This is a genomic window from Stenotrophomonas rhizophila, assembly GCF_000661955.1.
In the GTDB taxonomy this organism is placed as follows: Bacteria; Pseudomonadota; Gammaproteobacteria; order Xanthomonadales; family Xanthomonadaceae; genus Stenotrophomonas; species Stenotrophomonas rhizophila.
In genome coordinates, this window is the sequence record NZ_CP007597.1 from 309,603 (window position 1) to 330,514 (window position 20,912).

23 protein-coding genes are annotated in these 20,912 nt (G+C 66.4%); 11 read left to right on the forward strand and 12 right to left on the reverse strand.

Annotated elements, in window-relative coordinates:
* Window positions 1-164: 164 nt before the first annotated feature.
* From DX03_RS01295 to DX03_RS01330, 8 genes are all read right to left on the reverse strand, one after another.
* Window positions 165-542, reverse strand: coding sequence for a Na+/H+ antiporter subunit G (locus tag DX03_RS01295; RefSeq protein WP_038685775.1), 378 nt, complete (start codon window positions 540-542; stop codon window positions 165-167).
* A complete protein-coding gene (locus DX03_RS01300) occupies window positions 539-823 on the reverse strand; it encodes a K+/H+ antiporter subunit F (RefSeq protein WP_038685776.1) in 285 nt (94 codons plus the stop codon). The genes DX03_RS01295 and DX03_RS01300 overlap by 4 nt, the downstream gene beginning before the upstream one ends.
* On the reverse strand, window positions 820-1,326 hold the full coding sequence (locus DX03_RS01305; RefSeq protein WP_038685777.1) for a Na+/H+ antiporter subunit E: 507 nt from the start codon (window positions 1,324-1,326) through the stop codon (window positions 820-822). The genes DX03_RS01300 and DX03_RS01305 overlap by 4 nt, the downstream gene beginning before the upstream one ends.
* The gene (locus DX03_RS01310; RefSeq protein ID WP_038685778.1) at window positions 1,323-2,858 is read right to left on the reverse strand and encodes a monovalent cation/H+ antiporter subunit D; all 1,536 of its coding nucleotides are present in this window, start codon (window positions 2,856-2,858) and stop codon (window positions 1,323-1,325) included. The genes DX03_RS01305 and DX03_RS01310 overlap by 4 nt, the downstream gene beginning before the upstream one ends.
* Window positions 2,855-3,244 carry a Na+/H+ antiporter subunit C gene (locus DX03_RS01315; protein ID WP_038685779.1) on the reverse strand — a complete coding sequence of 130 codons (390 nt, stop codon included), beginning with the start codon at window positions 3,242-3,244 and terminating at the stop codon, window positions 2,855-2,857. The genes DX03_RS01310 and DX03_RS01315 overlap by 4 nt, the downstream gene beginning before the upstream one ends.
* Window positions 3,244-6,072, reverse strand: coding sequence for a monovalent cation/H+ antiporter subunit A (locus DX03_RS01320; protein WP_038685780.1), 2,829 nt, complete (start codon window positions 6,070-6,072; stop codon window positions 3,244-3,246). The genes DX03_RS01315 and DX03_RS01320 overlap by 1 nt, the downstream gene beginning before the upstream one ends.
* A 404-nt stretch (window positions 6,073-6,476) precedes the next feature.
* Entirely contained in the window at window positions 6,477-6,959 is a 483-nt protein-coding gene (locus tag DX03_RS01325) for an Mpo1 family 2-hydroxy fatty acid dioxygenase (protein ID WP_038685781.1), read from the reverse strand.
* A gap of 263 nt (window positions 6,960-7,222) precedes the next feature.
* Window positions 7,223-8,149, reverse strand: a complete 927-nt coding sequence (locus DX03_RS01330; protein WP_038691715.1) for a phosphoribosylaminoimidazolesuccinocarboxamide synthase — start codon at window positions 8,147-8,149, stop codon at window positions 7,223-7,225.
* Between the two features lie 142 nt (window positions 8,150-8,291).
* On the opposite strand from DX03_RS01330, the gene DX03_RS01335 reads away from it, so the two are divergent.
* From DX03_RS01335 to DX03_RS01350, 4 genes are all read left to right on the forward strand, one after another.
* Window positions 8,292-8,621 carry a J domain-containing protein gene (locus DX03_RS01335; protein ID WP_038685782.1) on the forward strand — a complete coding sequence of 110 codons (330 nt, stop codon included), beginning with the start codon at window positions 8,292-8,294 and terminating at the stop codon, window positions 8,619-8,621.
* A 43-nt stretch (window positions 8,622-8,664) separates the two neighbouring features.
* Window positions 8,665-9,342 carry a ribulose-phosphate 3-epimerase gene (rpe, locus tag DX03_RS01340; RefSeq protein WP_038685783.1) on the forward strand — a complete coding sequence of 226 codons (678 nt, stop codon included), beginning with the start codon at window positions 8,665-8,667 and terminating at the stop codon, window positions 9,340-9,342.
* Between the two features lie 3 nt (window positions 9,343-9,345).
* A complete protein-coding gene (locus DX03_RS01345; RefSeq protein ID WP_425598289.1) occupies window positions 9,346-9,834 on the forward strand; it encodes a GNAT family N-acetyltransferase in 489 nt (162 codons plus the stop codon).
* Between the two features lie 80 nt (window positions 9,835-9,914).
* Window positions 9,915-10,115: a hypothetical protein gene (locus tag DX03_RS01350; RefSeq protein WP_185753429.1), complete on the forward strand. Its 201-nt coding sequence runs from the start codon at window positions 9,915-9,917 to the stop codon at window positions 10,113-10,115.
* Window positions 10,116-10,167: 52 nt separating this feature from the next.
* Here the strand turns inward: DX03_RS01350 and DX03_RS20335 are convergent, their stop codons facing one another.
* Window positions 10,168-10,773, reverse strand: coding sequence for an SMI1/KNR4 family protein (locus tag DX03_RS20335; RefSeq protein ID WP_185753430.1), 606 nt, complete (start codon window positions 10,771-10,773; stop codon window positions 10,168-10,170).
* Between the two features lie 324 nt (window positions 10,774-11,097).
* Here DX03_RS20335 and yegS point away from each other — a divergent pair, with 324 nt between their 5' ends.
* Both yegS and trpE read left to right on the forward strand, forming a co-directional pair.
* Entirely contained in the window at window positions 11,098-12,030 is a 933-nt protein-coding gene (gene yegS / locus DX03_RS01360; protein WP_038685784.1) for a lipid kinase YegS, read from the forward strand.
* Between the two features lie 171 nt (window positions 12,031-12,201).
* On the forward strand, window positions 12,202-13,677 hold the full coding sequence (gene trpE, locus DX03_RS01365) for an anthranilate synthase component I (RefSeq protein WP_038685785.1): 1,476 nt from the start codon (window positions 12,202-12,204) through the stop codon (window positions 13,675-13,677).
* Between the two features lie 84 nt (window positions 13,678-13,761).
* Here trpE and DX03_RS21015 read toward each other — a convergent pair whose 3' ends face one another.
* A complete protein-coding gene (locus tag DX03_RS21015; RefSeq protein WP_161578743.1) occupies window positions 13,762-14,202 on the reverse strand; it encodes a hypothetical protein in 441 nt (146 codons plus the stop codon).
* Between the two features lie 53 nt (window positions 14,203-14,255).
* Window positions 14,256-15,377 carry a PAAR domain-containing protein gene (locus DX03_RS20520; RefSeq protein WP_081797117.1) on the reverse strand — a complete coding sequence of 374 codons (1,122 nt, stop codon included), beginning with the start codon at window positions 15,375-15,377 and terminating at the stop codon, window positions 14,256-14,258.
* 588 nt (window positions 15,378-15,965) lie between these two features.
* Between DX03_RS20520 and DX03_RS01375 the strand changes: the two genes are divergently transcribed.
* The 5 genes from DX03_RS01375 to DX03_RS01395 all read left to right on the forward strand — a co-directional run bounded on the left by DX03_RS01375 (window position 15,966) and on the right by DX03_RS01395 (window position 19,972).
* The gene (locus DX03_RS01375; RefSeq protein ID WP_038685787.1) at window positions 15,966-16,739 is read left to right on the forward strand and encodes an SIMPL domain-containing protein; all 774 of its coding nucleotides are present in this window, start codon (window positions 15,966-15,968) and stop codon (window positions 16,737-16,739) included.
* A gap of 2 nt (window positions 16,740-16,741) precedes the next feature.
* Window positions 16,742-17,320, forward strand: coding sequence for an anthranilate synthase component II (locus DX03_RS01380; protein WP_038685788.1), 579 nt, complete (start codon window positions 16,742-16,744; stop codon window positions 17,318-17,320).
* Between the two features lie 32 nt (window positions 17,321-17,352).
* Window positions 17,353-18,390, forward strand: coding sequence for an anthranilate phosphoribosyltransferase (gene trpD, locus DX03_RS01385; protein WP_038685789.1), 1,038 nt, complete (start codon window positions 17,353-17,355; stop codon window positions 18,388-18,390).
* Window positions 18,391-18,455: 65 nt separating this feature from the next.
* On the forward strand, window positions 18,456-19,259 hold the full coding sequence (trpC, locus tag DX03_RS01390; protein ID WP_038685790.1) for an indole-3-glycerol phosphate synthase TrpC: 804 nt from the start codon (window positions 18,456-18,458) through the stop codon (window positions 19,257-19,259).
* A complete protein-coding gene (locus DX03_RS01395; protein WP_038685791.1) occupies window positions 19,256-19,972 on the forward strand; it encodes a haloacid dehalogenase-like hydrolase in 717 nt (238 codons plus the stop codon). Before trpC ends, DX03_RS01395 begins: the two co-directional genes overlap by 4 nt.
* 54 nt (window positions 19,973-20,026) lie before the next feature.
* Here the strand turns inward: DX03_RS01395 and DX03_RS01400 are convergent, their stop codons facing one another.
* Window positions 20,027-20,788, reverse strand: a complete 762-nt coding sequence (locus tag DX03_RS01400; RefSeq protein ID WP_038685792.1) for a sulfite exporter TauE/SafE family protein — start codon at window positions 20,786-20,788, stop codon at window positions 20,027-20,029.
* Between the last annotated feature and the right edge of the window lie 124 nt (window positions 20,789-20,912).

The following is a 20,912-nucleotide window of genomic DNA, read 5'->3' on the forward strand; positions in this document are numbered from 1 at the left end:
GGCTGCTCTTCGGCACGATGCGCGCAGCCGACCAACGGTCGGCTCTACCGGGCGTGGGTTGAGGCAGCCGACCAACGGTCGGCTCTACCGGGCGTGGGTTGGGGCAGCCGACCAACGGTCGGCTCTACCGGACGTGGATTGGGGCAGCCGACCAACGGTCGGCTCTACCGGGTCTGTTCGCCTTCCGGGCGCGGCGGCGGCAGCTGTTCTTCCTTGGCGGTTTCATGGCCGGGCAGGCTGGGGCGCTTTTCCATCATCAGCGACAACGCCGCCTTGGCCATCATGTGCGCGCTGATCGGGGCGGTGATGAACAGGAACACGGTGATCAGCAGCTCGCGCGGCTGCGGGTCCTGGCCCAGGAAGATGTGGTAACACACCGATCCCACCAGCACGCAGCCCACGCCCAGCGTGCTGGCCTTGGTGGGAGCGTGCAGGCGCTTGAAGAAGGTCGACAGCTTCACCAGCCCCAACGCGCCCACCAGGATGAAGAAGCAGCCGAACAGCAGCAGGATCGACAGCACGATCTGGATGAAGGTGATCATTCCACGATGTCCCGGCGCAGCACGAACTTGCTCAGCACCACCGTGCTGCCGAAGCCGAGCATGGCGATGATCAGCGCCGCTTCGAAATACACCGCCGAGTTGAGGTACATGCCGAACAGCATCAGCTCGGCGATGGCTGTCACCGACAGCGTGTCCAGCGCCAGGATGCGGTCCGGCACGGTGGGGCCGCGCAGCAGGCGCCAGGTGGCCAGCAGCATGGCCAACCCGACCACGTGCATGCACACCACCATGGTGGTCTGGATGAAGGTGTAACCGGTCATGGGAAGATCTCCATCAGCGGGGCTTCGTAGCGGTGCTTGATCTGCCGGATCAGCTCGTCCGGGTCGTCCAGGTGCAGCACGTGCACCAGCAGGTGGCGACGGTCGTCGGACAACGCGGCCGACACCGTGCCCGGGGTCAGCGTGATCATGCTGGTGAGCGCGGCGATGCCATGGATGTTGGCAATGTCCAGCGGCAACCAGATGAAGCCGGGGTGGATGCGGCGTTCCGGGCCCAGCACCTGGATCGCCACGCGGATGTTGGACACCAGGATGTCCCACAGGGTCACACAGAGCAGCTTGGGGACCGGCTTGAGCGACCCGATGCGGGCGAACTCGCGGTCCAGGCGCGCGGCGAACAGCGGCACCACCAGGCCCAGCAGCATGCCCAGCACGAATTGGCCGAAGGTGAAGCTGTCGGACATCAGCAGCCAGAACGCCACCACCATCACGCTCAGCGACGGCGAGGGAATCAGGCGCTTGTACAGCGACGGTTTGCGCGTCATGGCTGGCGGATCTCCGGCGTGGTAGCGCGCAGCTCGCCCACATACTCGGCGGGGTGCAGCAGCTGGGTGGCCATCGCATCGGTGTGCTGCATCAGCGGGCCGGCGAACAGGCTCATGGCAATGCCATACACCAGCAGCAGCGCGGCGGCGAACAGTTCCACCGTGCGGGTGGGGGCCTTGCGCGGCGGTGGCACGCCGTCTTCCTGCACCGGCACGCGCCAGAACAGGCGGATGCCGGCGCGGGTGATGCCCACGATCACCATCAGGCTGCTGCCCAGCACGGCGGTCCAGACCACGGCGGTGTACTGCGCGGGCATGCCAGCCAGCAAGGCGGCCTTGGCCAGGAAGCCGGACAGCGGCGGCAGACCGGCCACGGCCACCGCACCGATCAGGAACAGCACGGCCGGGGTCTGCTTGCCGGGCATCGGCGCGATGATTTCCTTCCTGTCACTGGCCCCGCCACGACGGCGGCGGATCAGGTCGGCAATCAGGAACAGCGCGGCGGCCACGAAGGTGCTGTGCGGCAGGTAGTACAGACCGGCGGAGAGCACCTCGGGCGTGCGCACCGCGAAGGCGATGAACAGCGTCGCGGCCGACACCACCACCAGGTAGGAGATCATCACCCGCAACCGCGCCGCGGCCAGCACGCCCAGCCCGCCCAGTACCAGCGTGGCCACGCCCGCCCACAGCAGCCAGTCGCTGCCATACCCGGCCATCGGGCCGGCACCGTCGCCGAACCACAGCGAACTGACCCGCAGCACCGCGTACAGGCCCACCTTGGTCATGATCGCAAACAGCGCGGCCACCGCCGCGGGCGCACGCGCATAGGCTTCGGGCAGCCACAGGTACAGCGGCATCAGCGCGGCCTTGCTGCAGAACACCAGCAGCAACAACCCCATGGTGGCCTTGACCAGCACCAGGTGCGTGGCCGGTACCTCGGCGATGCGCTGGGACAGCTCGGCCATGTTGAGCGAGCCCAGCGAGGCGTACAGCAGGCCAAGCGCGATCAGGAACAGGGTCGAGGCGGTGACGTTGAACACCACGTAGTGCAGGCCGATGCGCATGCGCAGGCCGCGGCCGCCGCTGAGCAGCAGGCCGTAGGAGGCAATCAGCATCACCTCGAAGAACACGAACAGGTTGAAGATGTCGCCGGTGAGGAAGGCGCCGTTGAGGCCCACCAGCTGGAACTGGAACAGCGCGTGGAAGTGCGGCGCGCGCCGGTCCCAGCCCGAGCACGCGTGCAGCAGGCACGGGATGGCCAGAAGCAGCGTTGTCACCAGCATCCAGGCCGACAGCCGGTCGGCCACCAGCGCGATGCCCAGCCGCGACGGCCAGTCGCCCAGCAGGTACACCGCGATGCTGCCATCGGCGGTCTGCGCGAACAGCAGGGCTACCGCGGCGGCCAGCGCGGCCAGCGTGGTCCACGCCACCGTGCGCTGCACCTTGGGGCCATACCGGCGGTGCTCGACGAACAGCGAGCAGGCGGCACCGAACAAGGGGATCAGGATGGGCAGGATCACCGCATGGTTCATGCGCCGCCCTCCCGGCCCGGCGCGGTGTCGGCCGGCGCGGTGTCCTGCTCTTCCTCATGCGCGTCGACGTGGTCGCTGTGGTTGTCGCTGCGGCTGCGCATGGCCAGCACGATGCTCACTGCGGTCATCGCAAACGCAATCACGATCGCGGTCAGCACCAGTGCCTGCGGCAACGGGTCGGTGTAGTTGCCCAGGTCGCTGTCGATGCCTTCGCGCAGCACCGGCGCCTTGCCCGACACCAGCCGGCCACCGGCGAAGATCAGCAGGTTGGTGGCGTAGGACAGGAAGGTCATGCCCAGGATGACGTCGAAGGTGCGCGCGCGCAGCAGCAGGTAGATGCCGATCGCGCCGAGTACGCCGATGGCGCTTGCCAGGGCCAGTTCCATCAGTGCATCTCCCCGGTTTTTGCCGAACGACGGTTGGGATCGATCTCGCCCTTGCGGGCGTTGCGCGTACGCGACGGCTTGATGGTGCCCATCATCGACAGGATCAGCATCGCCCCGCCAAACACCACCAGGTACACGCCGGTATCGAAGCCGATGGCGCTGGCCAGCGGCACCTCGCCAATAAGCGGGATATGCAGGTCCAGGTGGCCGCTGGTCAGGAACGGCACCCCGAACAGCATCGACGCACTGCCGCTGACGATGGCGATCAGCAGGCCGGCACCGATGCAGCGGATGTAGTCGAAGCCGAACCGCGACTCCACCGAGGTGGTGCCCTGGATCACGTACTGGATCAGCAGCGGCACGGCCAGCACCAGGCCGGCGATGAAGCCGCCACCGGGGGCGTTGTGGCCGCGCAGGAACAGGAAGATCGACACGGTGAGCGTGAGCGGGAACATGATCTGCGCCAGATCGGCCGGGACCGGCAGCTTGATCGGCGGGCCCGGCATGATCTGCTCCGGTGCCATCCGCGAGCGCCGCAGCATGGCGTGCACCACCAGGGCGGCAATACCGAACACGGTGATCTCACCGAAGGTATCGAAGCCGCGGAAGTCCACCAGGATCACGTTGACCACGTTCTGCCCGTACGCCTCGGGCAGGGCACGCGCGACCAGCTCGCCGGCCATGGTGTTGGGCGGCAGGGTCATGGCGGTATAGGCCGCAGCCGCCAGACCGCCGCCGCCGATGATGGCGATCAGGGCATCGCGGCGTTTGCGCCAGCGCGAATGCTCCGGCGCCGATTGGGCGGGCAGGTAGTTCATGCCCAGCAGCATCAGCACCAGGGTGACCATTTCCACCAGCAGCTGGGTCAGCGCCAGGTCGGGGGCGGACAGGAACACGAAGGTGAGCGACACCATCAGGCCCACGCCGCCCAGCACCAGCACCGCCAGCAGACGCTGCCGGTACACGAACAGCGCACTGACCGCGCAGGCCATCATCACCAGCCACAGCGTCCAGCCAAGCAGCGGCAGCGGCTGCGGCGAGGGCCAGTTCGGCGAACCGGGGTTGGCCACGAACGGGGCCAGCGCGACGATGATCGCCACCACCACCAGTGCCATCAGCATGCGCTGCAGGCTGCCGTTGGCCAGCGCCTGGGTGAGCCGGTGGGCGAAGCCGAACACCAGGTCCAGCTGCTTGTGGAAGATGTTGCGGCCGATCGCGCGGCTCACCACGGCATGCAGGTTGATCAACCGGCGCAGCCCGAAGTACAGCGCGATGCCGCCAATGACACCGGCGATGCTCATCATCAGCGGCGTGTTGAAGCCATGCCACACCGACAGGCTGTAGGCCGGCATCGCCGGGCCCAGGATCGACGAGGCTGCCGCGTGCAGCACCGGGGCGATGGTGATGGCCGGGGCCACGCCCACGGCCACGCACACCACCACCAGGATTTCCACCGGCACCTTCATGAAGCGCGGCGGCTCGTGCGGCACCCGGTCCAGGTCGTGCGGGCCCTTGCCGAAGAACGTGTCGTGCACGAAGCGCAGGCTGTAGGCCACGCCGAACACGCCGGCCAGCAGCGCGGCGATGGACATCACCACCCGCATCGTTTCCGGGCCACCGGCGGTGAGCGCTTCGGCGAACAGCATTTCCTTGGACAGGAAGCCGTTAAGCAGCGGGATGCCGGCCATGGCCAGCGAGGCGATGATCGCCAGTGCGCTGGTGAAGGGCATCAACCGGCGTAGCCCGCCCAGCTTGCGCATGTCGCGGGTGCCGGTTTCGTGGTCGATGATGCCCGCGGCCATGAACAGCGAGGCTTTGAAGGTGGCGTGGTTGAGGATGTGGAACACGCCGGCCACCACCGCCATCGGCGTGGACAGCCCGAACAGCATGGTGATCAGGCCCAGGTGCGAGATCGTCGAATAGGCCAGCAGGCCCTTCAGGTCATGCTGGAAGATTGCGTTCCAGGCACCGATCAGCAACGTGATCGCGCCGATGCCGCTGACCGTATAGAAGAACAGGTCGGTGCCGGCCAGCGCCGGATGCAACCGCGCCAGCAGGAACACGCCGGCTTTGACCATCGTCGCCGAGTGCAGGTATGCCGACACCGGGGTGGGCGCGGCCATGGCGTGCGGCAGCCAGAAGTGGAACGGGAACTGCGCGCTCTTGGTGAAGATGCCGGCCAGTATCAGGAACAGCGCGTAGGGGTACAGCGCGCTGGCGCGGATCAGATCGCCGCTGGCCAGCACCGCATCCAGCTCGAAGCTGCCCACGATGCGGCCGATCAGCAGCACGCCGCCGAGCAGGGCCAGGCCACCGCCGCCGGTGACCACCAGGGCCATCCGCGCGCCCTCGCGGGCGTCCTGGCGGTGCGACCAGAAGCCGATCAGCAGGAACGAGCTGATGCTGGTCATTTCCCAGAACACCATCAGCAGCAACAGGTTGCCCGACAGCACCATGCCCAGCATGGCGCCCATGAACAGCAACAGGTAGCAGTAGAAGCGGTGGGCGCTGTCGCGCGCGCTGAGGTAGTAGTGGGCGTACATCACCACCAACGCGCCGATGGCCAGCACCATGCCGGCGAACATCCAGGCCAGGCCGTCCAGGCGCAGCGAGAAGGTCAGGCCGATCTGGGGCAGCCAGGTGCCGAAGCTGCGGACAACGCCGCCGTCCATGATCGCCGGGGTCATGGTGGCCAACAGCGCCAGTCCCCCCAACGGCGCTGCCGCGGCCAACCAGGCGGCCGTGGAGCGGGAGGTGCGGCGGAATGAGGCGACCGCCACGGCCATCAGGAACGGCAGGGCGAGCAGCAGGATCAGGCTGGGATTCATGCAGGGAATACGCGATTCACGAGCAGGTCGTTCAGTCTAACAGGCAGGCAATTGCTGCCGATACACCCGAATACGCCATCAATTGCATGTAACGTGCGTGATTCATTTTTTCCACCCTCCTGTCGTGCCCATTCGAGACCGCTGACGGGCGTATGGAACGGCGCGCTCGACTTTGCCGGATCTGGCCCCTCGAACGGGTCCGAAGCCAGCAACGGCAGGGCCTGCGCCCTGCACGAAGATGAACGCCGGATGCATGCCACGGCCCGTCCACGACGATGCTGGACGCCCCCGCGTCGCGCGCCGGTGAGCATCGATCTCGTTCAGAAAAAAACGGGGCAGGTGTCAAAACCGGGCAGGCGCCGAAAACCCCGGGTAGGTGCCGACCGTTGGTCGGCACGGGGCACTCAGTAAGCCACACCCAACCGCCGGTACAGCTTGGCCACCACCCACGCCGGCCCGATCAGCAGGTAGGTGAGGTCGGTCAGGAAGCTCGGCTTGCGCCCTTCAAACTTGTGCCCGATGAACTGCGCGATCCAGGCCACCACGAACACGCCGATGGCCACCCACAGCAGGTTGTGCAGGCCGATTTCGGCCTCCAGCAGGCGGCACAGGCAGCCGAACACGAACAACAGCACCAGCATGCCGATGCCCAGCGCACGCGACAGCCGGTTGTAGAAGCACCACGCGGCGAACATCGCAAAGGCCGACCAGATCCCGTTCTGGAACCAGGTCACCAGCGGCGGCAGGCACCACAGCAGGGCCACCACCGACCAGAGGATCGCCGGCACCGCCACCACGTGGATGTGCTGGTTGAGCACATTGCGGTGGTCGTCGGAATAGCTGGCGAAGTAGCGGTCGATCGGGCGCGCGACGGTGGTGGTGGTCATGGTCCCTCCCAGGATCGGCACAGCATACCGCCCCGGCGGGTAGAGCCGACCGTTGGTCGGCTGCGCCTGGCCCAGACAATACCCCTCGCGCTGCACGCGACAGGCGATCAACGTCCGCGGCAGTCGACCAACGGTCGACTCTACACGCGACAGGCGATCAACGTCCGCGGCAGTCGACCAACGGTCGACTCTACGGTCGACCCATGCCCGGGGCGACCCCGGCCCGGGCGCCCCCTGCCATCACGGCCGGGGGCGCGGGCGCATCAGTCGACGTTGATCCCCGCCAGGCGCTGCAGCGCCTCGGCGTACTTGGCGCGGGTGCGCTCGATGATGTCGGCCGGGATGGTCGGGCCCGGGGCGGTCTTGCCCCAGTCCAGCGTCTCCAGGTAGTCGCGCACGAACTGCTTGTCGTAGCTCGGCGGGCTGGTGCCCACCTCGTACTCGTCGGCCGGCCAGTAGCGCGAGGAGTCCGGGGTCAGCATCTCATCCATGATGTACAGGCGGCCGTCTTCATCGGTCCCGAACTCGAACTTGGTGTCGGCCAGGATGATGCCGCGCTCGCGGGCGTAGTCGGCAGCGAACTTGTAGATGCGCAGGGTGGCATCCCGCACGCGCTCGGCGAGGTCGGCACCCACGGCCTTCACCATCGCATCGAAATCGATGTTCTCGTCATGGTCGCCCACGGCGGCCTTGGTCGAGGGGGTGAAGATCGGCTCGGGCAGCTGCTCGGCCTGGCGCAGGCCATCGGGCAGGTCGATGCCGCTGACCTTGCCGGTGCGCTGGTAATCCTTCCAGCCGCTGCCGATCAGGTAACCGCGGGCGATCGCTTCCACCGGCACCGGCTTGAGCTTGCGGGTGACCACCGCGCGCTTGGCGTACAGGGCCGGATCCACGCCGTCGGGCAGCACGCTGGCCACGTCGATGCCGGTCAGGTGGTTGGGCATCAGGTGGGCGGTCTTGGCGAACCAGAAGTTCGACACCTGGCAGAGCATTTCGCCCTTGCCCGGGATCGGATCAGGCAGCACCACGTCGAAGGCCGACAGACGGTCGGTGGCGACCATCAGCAGGTACTCCCCCGGCGGCGTGCCGGCGGGGAGCCGGTCGCGCGGAATGTCAAAAACATCACGCACCTTGCCGCGATGGCGCAAGGGCAGGCCGGGGAGATCGGATTGCAACAACGTGGTCGGCACGGGCACTCCTGGGGCTTGTCATGACAGCCGTCCAAGGGACCCTGAGGGCCCGCACAGACAGCGGGCGGCCTAGTGTAAAGCGGGTTGGGCCCGCTGTGACGTAAAATGAGGCTCCTTTGTTGCCACGGCCGCCCAGACGACCATGCGCTGGTACGGAAAACTGCTCGGATTCATCGCCGGGGCCCTGCTGTTCAGGCCCAATCCGCTGTTTGGTGCCGTGGTCGGGCTGCTGATCGGGCATGCCTTCGACGCCGACTGGTTCCGCCTGAACAAGGAGAACCCCTACCGCGAGCTGGGGCTGACCTCCGAGGCCACCGACGCCGAGATCGACCTGGCCTACCGCCGCCTGATGTCCCAGTACCACCCCGACAAGGTGGTCGGCGCCGCCCCGGAGCTGCGCCAGCAGGCCGAGCGCAAGTCGCGCCAGCTCAACGCCGCCTACGACCGCATCAAGACCCTGCGCAAGCGCTGAGCGCGCGCAGGGCACCCCTTTCCAAGTACTGAAGGCCCCGGCCATGTCCAACTGCATCATCGCCCCCTCCATCCTGTCCGCCAATTTCGCCCGCCTGGGGGAGGAAGTGGACAACGTGCTCGCCGCCGGTGCGGACTGGGTGCACTTCGATGTGATGGACAACCACTATGTGCCCAACCTGACCATCGGCCCGATGGTCTGCCAGGCCCTGCGCAAGCACGGAGTTACCGCGCCGATCGACGTGCACCTGATGGTGGAGCCGGTGGACCGCATCATCCCGGACTTCGCCGAGGCCGGTGCCACCTACATCAGCTTCCACCCGGAAGCCTCGCGCCACGTCCACCGCACCATCCAGCTGATCCGTTCGCTGGGCTGCAAGCCGGGCCTGGTGCTCAACCCCGGCACCCCGGTGGACATCCTGGACTGGGTGCTGGACGACCTGGACCTGGTGCTGCTGATGTCGGTCAACCCGGGCTTCGGCGGCCAGGCGTTCATTCCGTCGGCGCTGGACAAGCTGCGCGTGGTCCGCCAGAAGATCGATGCCAGCGGCCGCGACATCCGCCTGGAGATCGACGGTGGCGTGAAGGCCGACAACATCGGGGCGATCGCCGCCGCCGGTGCCGATGCCTTCGTGGCCGGCTCGGCGATCTTCAACGCCAAGACCAGCTACCAGGACGTGATCGCGCAGATGCGCCAGAACGTCGCCCAGGCGCGGGGCTGAGCCATGACGGTGGCCACTGTGACCCTCCGCGTGGCCACCGCCGACGATGCGGCGCTGATCCTGCGTTTCATCCGCGAACTGGCGATCTATGAAAAGGCCGAGTCGTCGGTGCAGACCGACGAGGCCGGCATCCGCGCCAGCCTGTTCGGGCCCGATGCCAAGGCGCACGCGCTGATCTGCGAAGCCGACGGCGCGGCCATCGGCTACGCCGTGTATTTCTACAACTACTCCACCTGGCTGGGCCGCAACGGCATCTACCTGGAAGACCTGTACGTCAGCCCGGACAACCGCGGCAGCGGTGCCGGCAAGGCGCTGCTTCAGCACATCGCACGCATCGCGGTGGCCGAAGGCTGCGGCCGGTTCGAATGGTCGGTGCTGGACTGGAACGAACCGGCGATCAAGTTCTATGAAGCGGCGGGGGCGAAACCGCAGAGCGAGTGGACGGTGTACCGGATGGAAGGTGAGGCATTGAAGGCGTTTGCTGCGGGTTGATGTACGCCATTGGCGTATATTCCGGCAACGATCTTCATCGAAACGCCTGCGTTCACACGCGCCTGGATCGGGAGCTCGACATGACCATGGACACGCAACTTTTTGCCGAGCTGATGGGAAGCGTGGCGGAAGCCGATGAACGTCTGAAAGGCGAATGCAGCCCATCGCGAGAGCGCCCTGTGTGTCCCGTGGACGGGCATGCGATTCAAAAGGCCACAGGGTTGTCCCAGCAGAAGATCGCCAGCATTCCGCATGTAGAGGGCGGGAAACTTCGTACCTAGAAGCACACGCGACGTGATCCGACCGGGCCGACCCGCGCGCTGCTCCAAGTCGTCATCCAGCGCCCGCCATGCTTTTCTGCCACCGGATCTCTCCGGCAATGACGTCCGCGAAGGTCTCCAGCTCGTTCACGCCCATGCGGTCATAGCAGTAGGCCGTGTATGGCCAGTCAGCGGTCGGGGGCCTTGGTTCAACCAGCAGGTAGTCGCTGGTCCACAGCCCGGTGGACGAAACCCGGATCAATCCCTTCAAGCGACTTTCCGCTGTGATCTCGGGGTAATCGGCCTCCGCCCACAGTTCGCATATCCACGCGTTCGTTTCGCCAAACAGCTGCACTTCCGACACCGGGAGCAATGGGCCGTTGAAGCTACCCGGAATGATGAAGCCATTGGATGCCTTCAGGAACGCGCGATAGCTGTCAGGAAAGGCCACCCCCAGGTGGGCCTCCCGTGCTGATATTTCCTGTTCGGACGCCCCGGGACATCCGAACCAGTGTCGTTCCCCGCTCAGCGCCTCCTGGGTGGCCGTGACAACACGCTGGAATCGCTCCTGCTCTTCGGCAGGCCCATTGATGCGGTCTCTCAGTACATCGGGTGCGCTGTTCGCCAGGTTGTCCAGAATCGCCTGATTGAGCTCGTTCAACATCGCTTGCCAGTCCATCAGCAGTGCTCGGTAGTTGCCGGCCCAAGACGTTAGCGGTGACCGGTGGCCTGTTCCACGAGGCCGTGTGCATTCTGGGACGTAGCGTGGAAGAAGCGCGCAAGAGTGTGACGGGGTAGGGGCGGGCGGTGCCACGGAAAGCAAAAAAAAGGCCGCACCCTCACGGATGCGGCCCTGGGAATACTCGGAGGCTGATCCTGCCTCCATCCATCGTCCCTGCTATGGCCTTTTATTCTCCGGGCCTTCGGTGACCGTTTGATGACGTTCACCGGCCTCGACGGCGGCCCTGCTAGCCTGCGCCTCCCCCTCTCGTGGAAGTGCTGCATGAGCCGTACCCGCTGGCGTCTGATCCTCAACGGCAAGTCCACCGGCAACACGGATCTGCGCGAGGCCGTGCACGCCCTGCGCGAGCGCGGTGTGCAGTTGGAGGTGCGGGTGACCTGGGAGGATGGCGACGCCGAGCGCTACGTGGCCGAGGCGATCGACCACGGCGTGGATACCATCATCGCCGCCGGTGGTGACGGCACCCTGAGCGAAGTGGCCGAGACCCTCGCGCACCGGCCGGAGCCGGCCGACGCGCTGCCTTCGCTGGGGCTGGTGCCACTGGGCACCGCCAATGATTTCGCCAGCGCTGCCGGCATTCCCGATGCGCCGCTGGAAGCACTGACGTTGATCGCGCAGGAGGCGGCCCGCCCGGTCGACCTGCTGAACATCGATGCCGACGGCAAGCGCTGGTGGTGCGCCAATGTCGCCAGCGGCGGCTTCGGAACCGAGGTCACCGTGGAAACCGATGAAGGCCTGAAGAAGGTGCTTGGCGGCCTGGCCTACCTGGTGACCGGCATCTCGCGGCTGGGCCGGATCGACCCGATCCGTGCACGCCTGCGCGCGCCGGGTTTCGACTGGGAGGGCGGCTTCATCGCGCTGGGCATCGGCAACGGGCGCCAGGCCGGCGGCGGGCAGGTGCTGTGCCCGGATGCCGTGATCGACGACGGTCTGCTCGATGTCACCGTGATTCCCGAACTCACCGGCGAAGTCGCCTCGACCATCGGCGCGCTGCTCAAGGGCGGCAAGCAGGGGGCGCTGGAGCAGGTGGCCCATCGCACCCGCGCGCCGTGGGTGGAGATCGAGGCCGACCAGCCAATCACCCTCAACCTGGACGGCGAGCCGGTGAAGGCCCGCCATTTCCGCATCGAATGCGTGGCCGCGCGGGTCCGCATGCACCTGCACCCGGGCAGCCACCTGCTGTCGCCGCCCTGACCGAACGTGGCGGGCCGCCAGGGTTTCCCTGGCACCCCCAGCTGCGATACAGTCACCGGGTGTCCATTCTGACGACCCCGCATACCCTTTCTTCCGCTCGCCGTTGGTGGCGATGGTGGCCTGTTGCCGTCGTCCGTCCCACCCCCGCCGCATCCCGGAAGGAAAGTCGTCTTGATCACGTTCGAGCAGTTCCAGCAGCAGGCCGCTGAAGGCCACACCCGCATCCCCGTCGTCCGCGAAGTGCTGTCCGACCTGGACACGCCGCTTTCGGTCTATCTGAAGCTCGCCGACGGCCCGCATACCTATCTGTTTGAATCGGTCGAGGGCGGTGAACGCTTCGGGCGCTATTCCATCATCGGCCTGCCGGCGCGCCGGGTGTACGCGTTCCACGGCCACACCCTGACCATCAGCGAGTCGGGCCAGGTGGTCGAAACCCGTGAGGTGGCCGACCCGTTCGCCGAGGTCGAGGCGCTGCGCAGCGCCCATTCGGTGCCCAAGCTGGCCGGCCTGCCGGGCTTCACCGGCGGCCTGGTGGGCTGGTTCGGGTTCGAGTGCATCGGCTACATCGAGCCGCGCCTGGCGCCGCCGCGTGGCCGCGACGAACTGGGCACGCCGGACATCCTGCTGCTGCACTCCGAAGAGCTGGCGGTGTTCGACAACCTCAAGGGCCGCCTGTACCTGATCGTGCACGCCGACCCGGGCCAGCGCGGAGCGTGGGACCAGGCACAGGCCAAGCTCGATGCGCTGGTGGCCAAGCTGCGTGCACCGGGCGCGGGCTATCCGGCACCGATCACCCGCGATGTGCTCGACGAGAACGACTTCGTGTCCGGCTTCACCCGCGAGGGCTTCATTGCCGCGGTCGACAAATCCAAGGAGTACATCCGCGCCGGCGACATCTTCCAGGTGGTGCTCAGCCAGCGCCTGAGCGTGCCGTTCAAGGCGCGCCCGGTGGATGTGTACCGTGCGCTGCGCGCGCTGAATCCGTCGCCGTACATGTACTTCCTGGACACCGGTGACGTGCAGGTGGTGGGCTCTTCGCCCGAGATCCTGGTGCGCCTGCAGGATGGCAACGTCACCGTGCGCCCGATCGCCGGCACCCGCCCGCGCGGGGCCACGGTGGACGAAGACAACGCCCTGGAAGCCGAACTGCTGGCCGATCCCAAGGAGCGCGCCGAGCACCTGATGCTGATCGACCTGGGCCGCAACGATGCCGGCCGCGTCTCGCAGGCGGGCACGGTGGAAGTGGGCGAGCAGTTCGTGATCGAACGCTACAGCCACGTCATGCATATCGTCAGCGAGGTGACCGGCAAGCTGCAGCCGGGCCTGAGCTACGCCGACGTGCTGCGTGCGACGTTCCCGGCCGGCACCGTCAGCGGCGCCCCGAAGATCCGCGCGCTGGAAGTGATCCGCGAGCTGGAGCCGATCAAGCGCAACGTCTACGCCGGCAGCATCGGCTACATCGGCTGGCATGGCGATGCCGACACCGCCATCGCGATCCGCACCGCCGTCATCAAGGACGGCCGCCTGCACGTACAGGCCGGTGCCGGCATCGTGTACGACTCCGATCCCGGCAAGGAATGGGACGAGACGATGAACAAGGGCCGCGCGCTCTTCCGTGCCGTGGCGCAGGCTGCCAAGGGGCTGTGAGTCCGGGGTGACGGATCGGGGCGGCTGGCCTTCAACCTGCCGACTGAGACGGTAGGCAATGGCGTGTTGGCAGGGGCGTATTGCTTACCCCTGGCGTCTGGCGGCCTTGCTTCCGACGATTCGAAGCTCAGTCTTTCCAATCAGACGGAATTCTGTGGAGCCTTCCAAGGGGGCGCCGAGCTCTACCACGGCGGTCACATCTGCACTTGCGCCTCCCCATGCCTCCAGATAGGAGGCATCGATGGATGCTGATATAGACACCGACTGGCCTGGTGCTACCACTGTCAGGTTAGATAGAAGGGCGCCATCGAACATGTGCGAGGGAAGCGTCAGATGACGTTGCGTACGGTTGTCATGAAGAACAATGTAAGGGCCTCCGTAACGAATGAATTCCAAGGGGAGATGGATGGAAGAGTCCCTGACGTTCCTGACGCTGATCTCGAAGTCGATCCTGCGGCCATCAAAGATACAAGGTGCTTGCCCCTTGCAGCCTGCAGTGACTTCAAAGTCAGGGTTTCTGTCCATGGGGCGATCTCCCGCGTTGAGTATGCTGATGAATCCCATTGCGATGCAAAGAGCTATCTGACGCTGCATTGGATATCCCTGCCCGTGTGACGCTTTAGGAATGCCTGAGCTTCCAGGGCAATCTGCCACGCATGCCGAAGCTCGACCTTGGTGTTGTTCTGGGTTGACATCATGGTGGCGCTTGGATCGTCATCTGGCTTGTTGACGGGAATTCGTATGGCTTCTGGGTCCAATGTTCCATCAGGACGATAGTATTTCAATGCCCACGTGTTTACCCGGTGGTAGGAGTATTCGTCCGCTACGCCGAAGCAATGCGCGTACTCATGGGCGAAGGTCCACGTCGTTGTTTCTTTCCACACGTTGATGTTCATGTTTACGACGTGCTCACGCAATTCGCTTGGACTCACATTCATCGCGTAATGATGGCCTCTGGCGACCCACTCCACTTTGAAGTCTATGGGTAAGTTTCTGATTCCACAGATGGGGTCGAATACATCCATCGTGAACTTGTTGTTCCACAGTGTCTGGATGCCGGCTTCCATCCGTGCCTTGGCTGCGTCCATGTCCTCTTCGGACACTGTTTCATCGGCCTCAGCATCAGTCTGCACAGCAGCCGCCTTGATCCGGACCAGTACTTCCACGCTGCCTGTTGATTTCAACGGGACGAAAATTTTGAATTTTCTTCGCAGACTTAGTTCTAGCGGATTTCCGTTCTCGTCATATACAAGGTAGTAGCGTCCATATGCATCTGTGGCCACCTCTATCTGATGATCCTCGCCCCAGCATTCTGGAGCCCTTCTCCTTGATATAAATGTGGATCCCGGCTCCGGCTGCGCTGCCGGGGAGCGCGAGGTAGTGCCTGCCTCGCGCGACGGGGCCGGTGCCGGCACATTGGTGGTCGATGTAGCGCCCTCATCCACAAACACCAACGACTGGCGCCCCGCAATCAACTGGCACCCACAACTCACCCAGTCACCATGCCTGGCCGCTGCGTTGCCATCCACAATCAGCGTGCCATCGCCGGTAATGATGGTGCCAGGGCCGTGCGCCGGGCAGAGGGTGCGGTCGCCCACGCGGGCCATGGGGTGCCCGTCGATATCGGTGAACGGCGAACCGGTGACCACACTGCCGCCACTGCTGAGTCCGTCGCCCACGACGATGAACACTCGCGCCATCCTGACGCTCCTATGCAGCTGAAACTGCGGGGAAGGGTGGCGGTCAGGAATGGCGGCCTCAACTGCGCAGGTCGGTAATTGCAGGGCGGGTCACAGACCAGCAGGGGCCAATCCGCTGCTCTGGGACGCAGCCCCATCATTGCCGTGGCAATTGCGTCACCCGTGCCGCTGCCCCTGAATTCCATGCCCCGATCTGGACCTGCCCGCATCCTCCGCGCCCCGGCAGCCGGGATCTGATACGCTTAGCCGCGTACGCCGCAACGGCCCCTCAGGGCCTCTGCATCCGGTTGAAACCTCAGAGCTATCCCATGACCTGCACCGCGCTGAACAACGTAGCCAAGTGGTGGCGCTTCCAATAGGAAGCGGCAGGTCGTCGCGGTCCCGGACCGCACCTTGCCGCCGTATCGGCGGGCAAGATCCAGTTCAACGCTCCCCGGCACGGCGGCTCCCCCCAACAGGAGCGTGTTGATTGCTGTCCCCTGGCGTACCCCTGCACTGTGACCCCTCGCGACAAGGCCTCCGGCTCGTTGCGGTGCGCTCGTGCACGTCCGGCACGCTCCGCTCCACTCTTTTGACAAGGAACACTGCATGAAGCTGGTAAGCGCATTGCTGTTGTCGTCGACGTTGGCCGTGGCGGCCGCCCCCGCATGGGCGCAGGCCAATTCCATCCCGTCACAGCCGCATCTGCTGGTGAAGGGGGAGGGGACGCGCATCGTCATGCCCGACCGTTTCACCGTGGATCTCCTGGTGAAGGCGCTTGACATGCAGCCGGATGCAGCGCGTGCCCGCGTGCAGGACAACGTGGGGAGCGTGCTCGCCGCGCTCAAACGGCATCGGGCCGTGGCCGATACGGTCAGGGCGGACAATCTGACCATTCAACCTGAGCACCGCTATGAGAACGGCAAACAGGTATTTGCCGGGACGCGTGTCAGCCGCCGCGTGCGCGGGAGCTTCGCCAGTACCGAGGCGCTGCAGGGTTTTCTTCGCGACACCAACGCCAACGAAGACCTGCAGATCACCGCGCTGCAGCCCGGCTACTCCAAGGAGGCCGCGCTGCGTGCCGAGCTGAAGGCCGAGGCGGCCGCGCAGACGCGGCAGTCCGCCAAGGGGCTGGCCGAGGCCTATGGGGCCCGGATCACCGGCCTGTACAGCATCTCCGACGTAGCGCCGAGCTTCGCCTATGGCGTGCAGGCAGGCACTTGGCCGCGCGCGGAAAAGTGGTCTGCCCGACCAGCCCCACCGCAGCCGCCGAGCAGTGTCGAAGCGACTGGCTCGATGCGTCCGCCGGAATCGGTGCAGGCCGGGCCGATCAGCTTCAATGAAAACGTGTACGCCATTTTCCTCATTCAAGACGGACCCTGACCATGTTGTTGATGCTCGACAACTACGACAGCTTCACCTACAACCTCGTGCAGTACCTGCAGACGCTGGGCGCCGAGGTCAAGGTGGTGCGCAATGACGCCTTGAGCGTCGATGAGATCGCCGCGCTCGCCCCGGAGCGCATCGTGATTTCGCCCGGCCCGTGCACGCCCAACGAAGCGGGCGTGTCGCTGGAGCTGATCCGCCGGCTCGGCCCGACCACGCCGATCCTCGGCGTGTGCCTGGGCCACCAGAGCATCGGCCAGGTCTACGGCGGCGATGTGATCCGCGCGGGCACCATCATGCACGGCAAGACCTCGCCGATCCGGCATGAGGGCCGGGGCGTGTTCGCCGGCCTGCCGGATCGCTACCAGGCCACGCGCTACCACTCGCTGGTGGTGGACAAGACCACGCTGCCGGATTGCCTGGAAGTGACCGCGTGGACCGAGAACGCGGACGGCAGCGTCGAAGAGATCATGGGCCTGCGCCACCGCGAGCACCCGGTCGAAGGCGTGCAGTTCCACCCCGAATCGATCCTCACCGAGCATGGCCACGCCCTGCTGAAGAACTTCCTGCAGCGCTGAGCGCGCCGCACCCGCACCACAAAGGACCCCGCATGACCTTCTCCCCCCAGGAAGCCCTGCAGCGCACCATCGAGCACCGCGAAATCTTCTTCGACGAAATGGTCGACCTTATGCGTCAGGTGATGCGCGGTGACGTCTCGCCGGTGATGACCGCCGCGATCCTCACCGGCCTGCGGGTCAAGAAGGAAACGGTGGGCGAGATTGCCGGCGCGGCCACGGTGATGCGTGAACTCGCGTTGGCCGTACCGGTGGACGACAAGACCCACCTGGTGGACATCGTGGGGACCGGTGGCGACGGCTCGCACACCTTCAACATCTCCACCTGTGCGATGTTCGTGGTGGCGGCAGCCGGGGCCAAGGTGGCCAAGCACGGCAACCGCAGCGTGTCGTCCAAGTCCGGCAGCGCCGATGCGGTGGAAGCGCTGGGCGCGGTCATCGACCTGCGCCCGGACGAGGTGGCCCGCGCCATCACCGAGACCGGTATCGGCTTCATGTTCGCGCCGATGCACCACCCGGCGATGAAGGTCGTGGCACCGGTCCGCCGCGAGATGGGCGTGCGCACCATCTTCAACATCCTCGGCCCGCTGACCAACCCGGTGGGCGCCACCAACGTGCTGATGGGCGTGTTCCACCCCGATCTGGTCGGTATCCAGGCACGCGTGCTGCGCGAGCTGGGCGCCGAACGCGCGCTGGTGGTGTGGGGCCGCGACAACATGGACGAGATCTCGCTCGGCGCCGGCACGCTGGTGGGCGAGCTGCGCGATGGCAAGGTGCGCGAGTACGAGATCCACCCGGAAGATTTCGGCATTGCCATGTCGGCCAGTCGCAACCTGAAGGTGGCCAACCCCGAAGAGTCCATTGCCATGCTGCGCGCGGTGCTCGACAACCAGCCCGGCCCGGCGCTGGATATCGTGGCCCTCAACGCCGGCGCGGCCCTGTACGTGGCCGGCGTGGCCGACAGCATCGCCGACGGCCTGGCCCGCGCCCGGGCGGCCATTGCCGACGGCAGCGCCCGTTCGCGCATGGCGCAGTACGTGGCGGCCACCCAGCGCATCCGCGCGGACGGCTGAGCCGTCCGTTTCACGCTTTGCCCATGGCTGGCCGATAATGGCCGGCCTGAAGGACCCTGACTGACATGAGCGACAAGAGCGACATCCTCGACACCATCCTGGCCCGCAAGGCCGAAGAAGTGGCTGCGCGCCGCGCGCAGGTGCCGTTGGAGGCGCTGATCGCCCGGGTCGAGCAGGCGCCGCCGGTGCGGGGCTTCGCCGACGCGCTGCGCGCCTCGATCGCCGCCGGCAACCCGGCGGTGATCGCCGAGGTGAAGAAGGCCAGCCCGTCCAAGGGCGTGATCCGGGCCGACTTCCACCCGGCCGACATCGCGGTCAGCTACGAGTTCGGCGGCGCCAGCTGCCTGTCGGTGCTGACCGACGTGGACTTCTTCCAGGGCAGCGATGCCTACCTGCAGCAGGCCCGCGACGCGTGCACGCTGCCGGTGCTGCGCAAGGACTTCGTGATCGACGCCTACCAGGTGTACGAGGCGCGCGTGCTCGGGGCCGACTGCATCCTGCTGATCGTGGCGGCGCTGGACGACCGCCAGCTGGCCGCGCTGTCCGACCTGGCCATGCAGCTGGGCATGGACGTGCTGGTGGAAGTGCACGACATCGACGAACTCGAGCGCGCCATCCAGGTGCCGGTGCCGCTGATCGGCATCAACAACCGCAACCTGCGCACCTTCGAGGTCTCGCTGCAGACCACCCTGGACATGCGCCAGGCGGTGCCGCGCGATCGCCTGCTGGTGACCGAAAGCGGCATCCTGGGCGCCGACGACGTCAGCCTGATGCGCAACGCCGGCGTGCATGCCTTCCTGGTCGGTGAGGCGTTCATGCGGGTGGAAGAGCCCGGCGAGGGCCTGCGTCAGCTATTCTTCAGCGCATGACTGCGATCTACCCAACGCCGCGCGACGACGCCCCGCTGGTGGTCTTCGATTTCGATCACACCCTGTACGACGGTGACTCGGGCAGCCATCTGTTTGCCTGGCTGATCAAGCGCAACCCGTTGCGGCTGCTGGCCGCGCTGCTGGCCACCCCGATCCTGGGCCCGCTGGTGGCGCTGCTGCCCACCCGCCGCCGCGGCATTTCCGGGTATGTGTGGATCGCCACCTTCGGCCTGCACCGTGCGCGTGACCTCAACAAGGCCATCGACCGCTACGTGCTGACCCATGAGGCGGACATCCGCCGCCGGCTGTTGCCGGTGGCGCTGGACGTGTTCGCCCAGCACCGTGAGCAGGGCGACCGGGTGGTGGTGGCCACCGGCGCGCCGCCGGAGCTGGCCCGCGCCATCCTCACCTTCGTCGCCCACCAGGGCGTGCCGGTGATCGGTACCGAGGTCGGTCCGTGCCTGGGCGCGGTGGTTGCCACGCGCCACTGCCACAACGAAGAGAAGATGCGCATGCTGCGCGAGCGCGGCTACGGCGAGATCGCCATTGCCTACTCCGACAGTAGTGCCGACCTGCCGCTGTTGCTGGCCGCCAAGGCGCCGGTGGTGGTGAACCCGAAGGCCTCGCGGGTGGCGCACTTCCGGCAGGTGCTGCCGCTGGGCACGCCGATCCTCAACTGGGGCTGCGTCGATCGAGCTGGCGATCCGGTCTGACCGACGCGATTGAATATGCGTCTGGCGTCTTCCAGACCGGATGACGCAACCGGCTCAGGCGGCGCGCCATTGCAGCAGGGCCTGGCCGATCTGGAACAGGCTGATCGCCAGGACCAGCACGCCCACGCCCACCAGCACCCAGCGCTCCTTGACCCGCTTCACCAGCAGCGCGGCAACCGGTGCGGCCATCATCCCGCCAATCAGCAGGCCGGCCACGATGTTCAGGTACTGCAGGCCCATGGTCAGCAGGAAGGTGATCGAGACCGCCAGGGTGACCACGAACTCGGCGGCGTTGACCGTGCCGATGGTGGTCCGGGCCTGGCCACCCCGGGCCAGCAGGGTGGAGGTGGCCACCGGACCCCAACCGCCACCGCCGCTGGCATCCAGCAGGCCGGCGAAGAAGCCCAGCACCGGCACCCGCTTCACTTCCTGGGCCGGCATCAGCCGCCCCGCCGCGCGCAGCAGGATGAAGATCGCCAGCACCAGCAGGTAGCAGTAGATGAACGGGCGGATGAACTCCCCCGGCAACTGGGTCAGCACATAGGCGCCTACGACCCCGCCCACCGCGCCGGGAATGGCCAGGCGCAGGAACAGGCGGCGGTCGACATTGCCGGCCACCAGGTGGGAGACCCCGGACGCGCCGGTGGTGAAGACTTCCGCGGTATGAATGCTGGCGCTCACCGCCGCCGGCGGCAGGCCCATGCTGAGCAGGATCGAGGACGAGATCAGCCCGAAGGCCATGCCCAGCGCGCCGTCGACCAGCTGCGCGCCCAGGCCGATCAGGATGAACCAATAGAATTCGCTGCCAAGCTCCATGGCGCCAGCCTACCGGGAAACAGCCGGGTAGTGCCGGCCGCTGGCCGGCATCCGTGGGCAGTCCGGGCCCGGCGGGAGGCCGGGTGGGGTGCTGCCGGGTAGTGCCGGCAGCTGGCCGGCAACC

Bases quoted from the DNA above. Each gene is read 5' to 3' on its own strand.
- DX03_RS01295 (WP_038685775.1), bottom strand. From the start codon at position 542: ATGATCACCTTCATCCAGATCGTGCTGTCGATCCTGCTGCTGTTCGGC.
- DX03_RS01300 (WP_038685776.1), bottom strand. From the start codon at position 823: ATGACCGGTTACACCTTCATCCAGACCACCATGGTGGTGTGCATGCAC.
- DX03_RS01305 (WP_038685777.1), bottom strand. From the start codon at position 1,326: ATGACGCGCAAACCGTCGCTGTACAAGCGCCTGATTCCCTCGCCGTCG.
- DX03_RS01310 (WP_038685778.1), bottom strand. From the start codon at position 2,858: ATGAACCATGCGGTGATCCTGCCCATCCTGATCCCCTTGTTCGGTGCC.
- DX03_RS01315 (WP_038685779.1), bottom strand. From the start codon at position 3,244: ATGGAACTGGCCCTGGCAAGCGCCATCGGCGTACTCGGCGCGATCGGC.
- DX03_RS01320 (WP_038685780.1), bottom strand. From the start codon at position 6,072: ATGAATCCCAGCCTGATCCTGCTGCTCGCCCTGCCGTTCCTGATGGCC.
- DX03_RS01325 (WP_038685781.1), bottom strand. From the start codon at position 6,959: ATGACCACCACCACCGTCGCGCGCCCGATCGACCGCTACTTCGCCAGC.
- DX03_RS01335 (WP_038685782.1), top strand. From the start codon at position 8,292: ATGCGCTGGTACGGAAAACTGCTCGGATTCATCGCCGGGGCCCTGCTG.
- rpe (WP_038685783.1), top strand. From the start codon at position 8,665: ATGTCCAACTGCATCATCGCCCCCTCCATCCTGTCCGCCAATTTCGCC.
- DX03_RS01345 (WP_425598289.1), top strand. From the start codon at position 9,346: ATGACGGTGGCCACTGTGACCCTCCGCGTGGCCACCGCCGACGATGCG.
- DX03_RS01350 (WP_185753429.1), top strand. From the start codon at position 9,915: ATGACCATGGACACGCAACTTTTTGCCGAGCTGATGGGAAGCGTGGCG.
- DX03_RS20335 (WP_185753430.1), bottom strand. From the start codon at position 10,773: ATGGACTGGCAAGCGATGTTGAACGAGCTCAATCAGGCGATTCTGGAC.
- yegS (WP_038685784.1), top strand. From the start codon at position 11,098: ATGAGCCGTACCCGCTGGCGTCTGATCCTCAACGGCAAGTCCACCGGC.
- DX03_RS21015 (WP_161578743.1), bottom strand. From the start codon at position 14,202: ATGGACAGAAACCCTGACTTTGAAGTCACTGCAGGCTGCAAGGGGCAA.
- DX03_RS20520 (WP_081797117.1), bottom strand. From the start codon at position 15,377: ATGGCGCGAGTGTTCATCGTCGTGGGCGACGGACTCAGCAGTGGCGGC.
- DX03_RS01375 (WP_038685787.1), top strand. From the start codon at position 15,966: ATGAAGCTGGTAAGCGCATTGCTGTTGTCGTCGACGTTGGCCGTGGCG.
- DX03_RS01380 (WP_038685788.1), top strand. From the start codon at position 16,742: ATGTTGTTGATGCTCGACAACTACGACAGCTTCACCTACAACCTCGTG.
- trpD (WP_038685789.1), top strand. From the start codon at position 17,353: ATGACCTTCTCCCCCCAGGAAGCCCTGCAGCGCACCATCGAGCACCGC.
- trpC (WP_038685790.1), top strand. From the start codon at position 18,456: ATGAGCGACAAGAGCGACATCCTCGACACCATCCTGGCCCGCAAGGCC.
- DX03_RS01395 (WP_038685791.1), top strand. From the start codon at position 19,256: ATGACTGCGATCTACCCAACGCCGCGCGACGACGCCCCGCTGGTGGTC.
- DX03_RS01400 (WP_038685792.1), bottom strand. From the start codon at position 20,788: ATGGAGCTTGGCAGCGAATTCTATTGGTTCATCCTGATCGGCCTGGGC.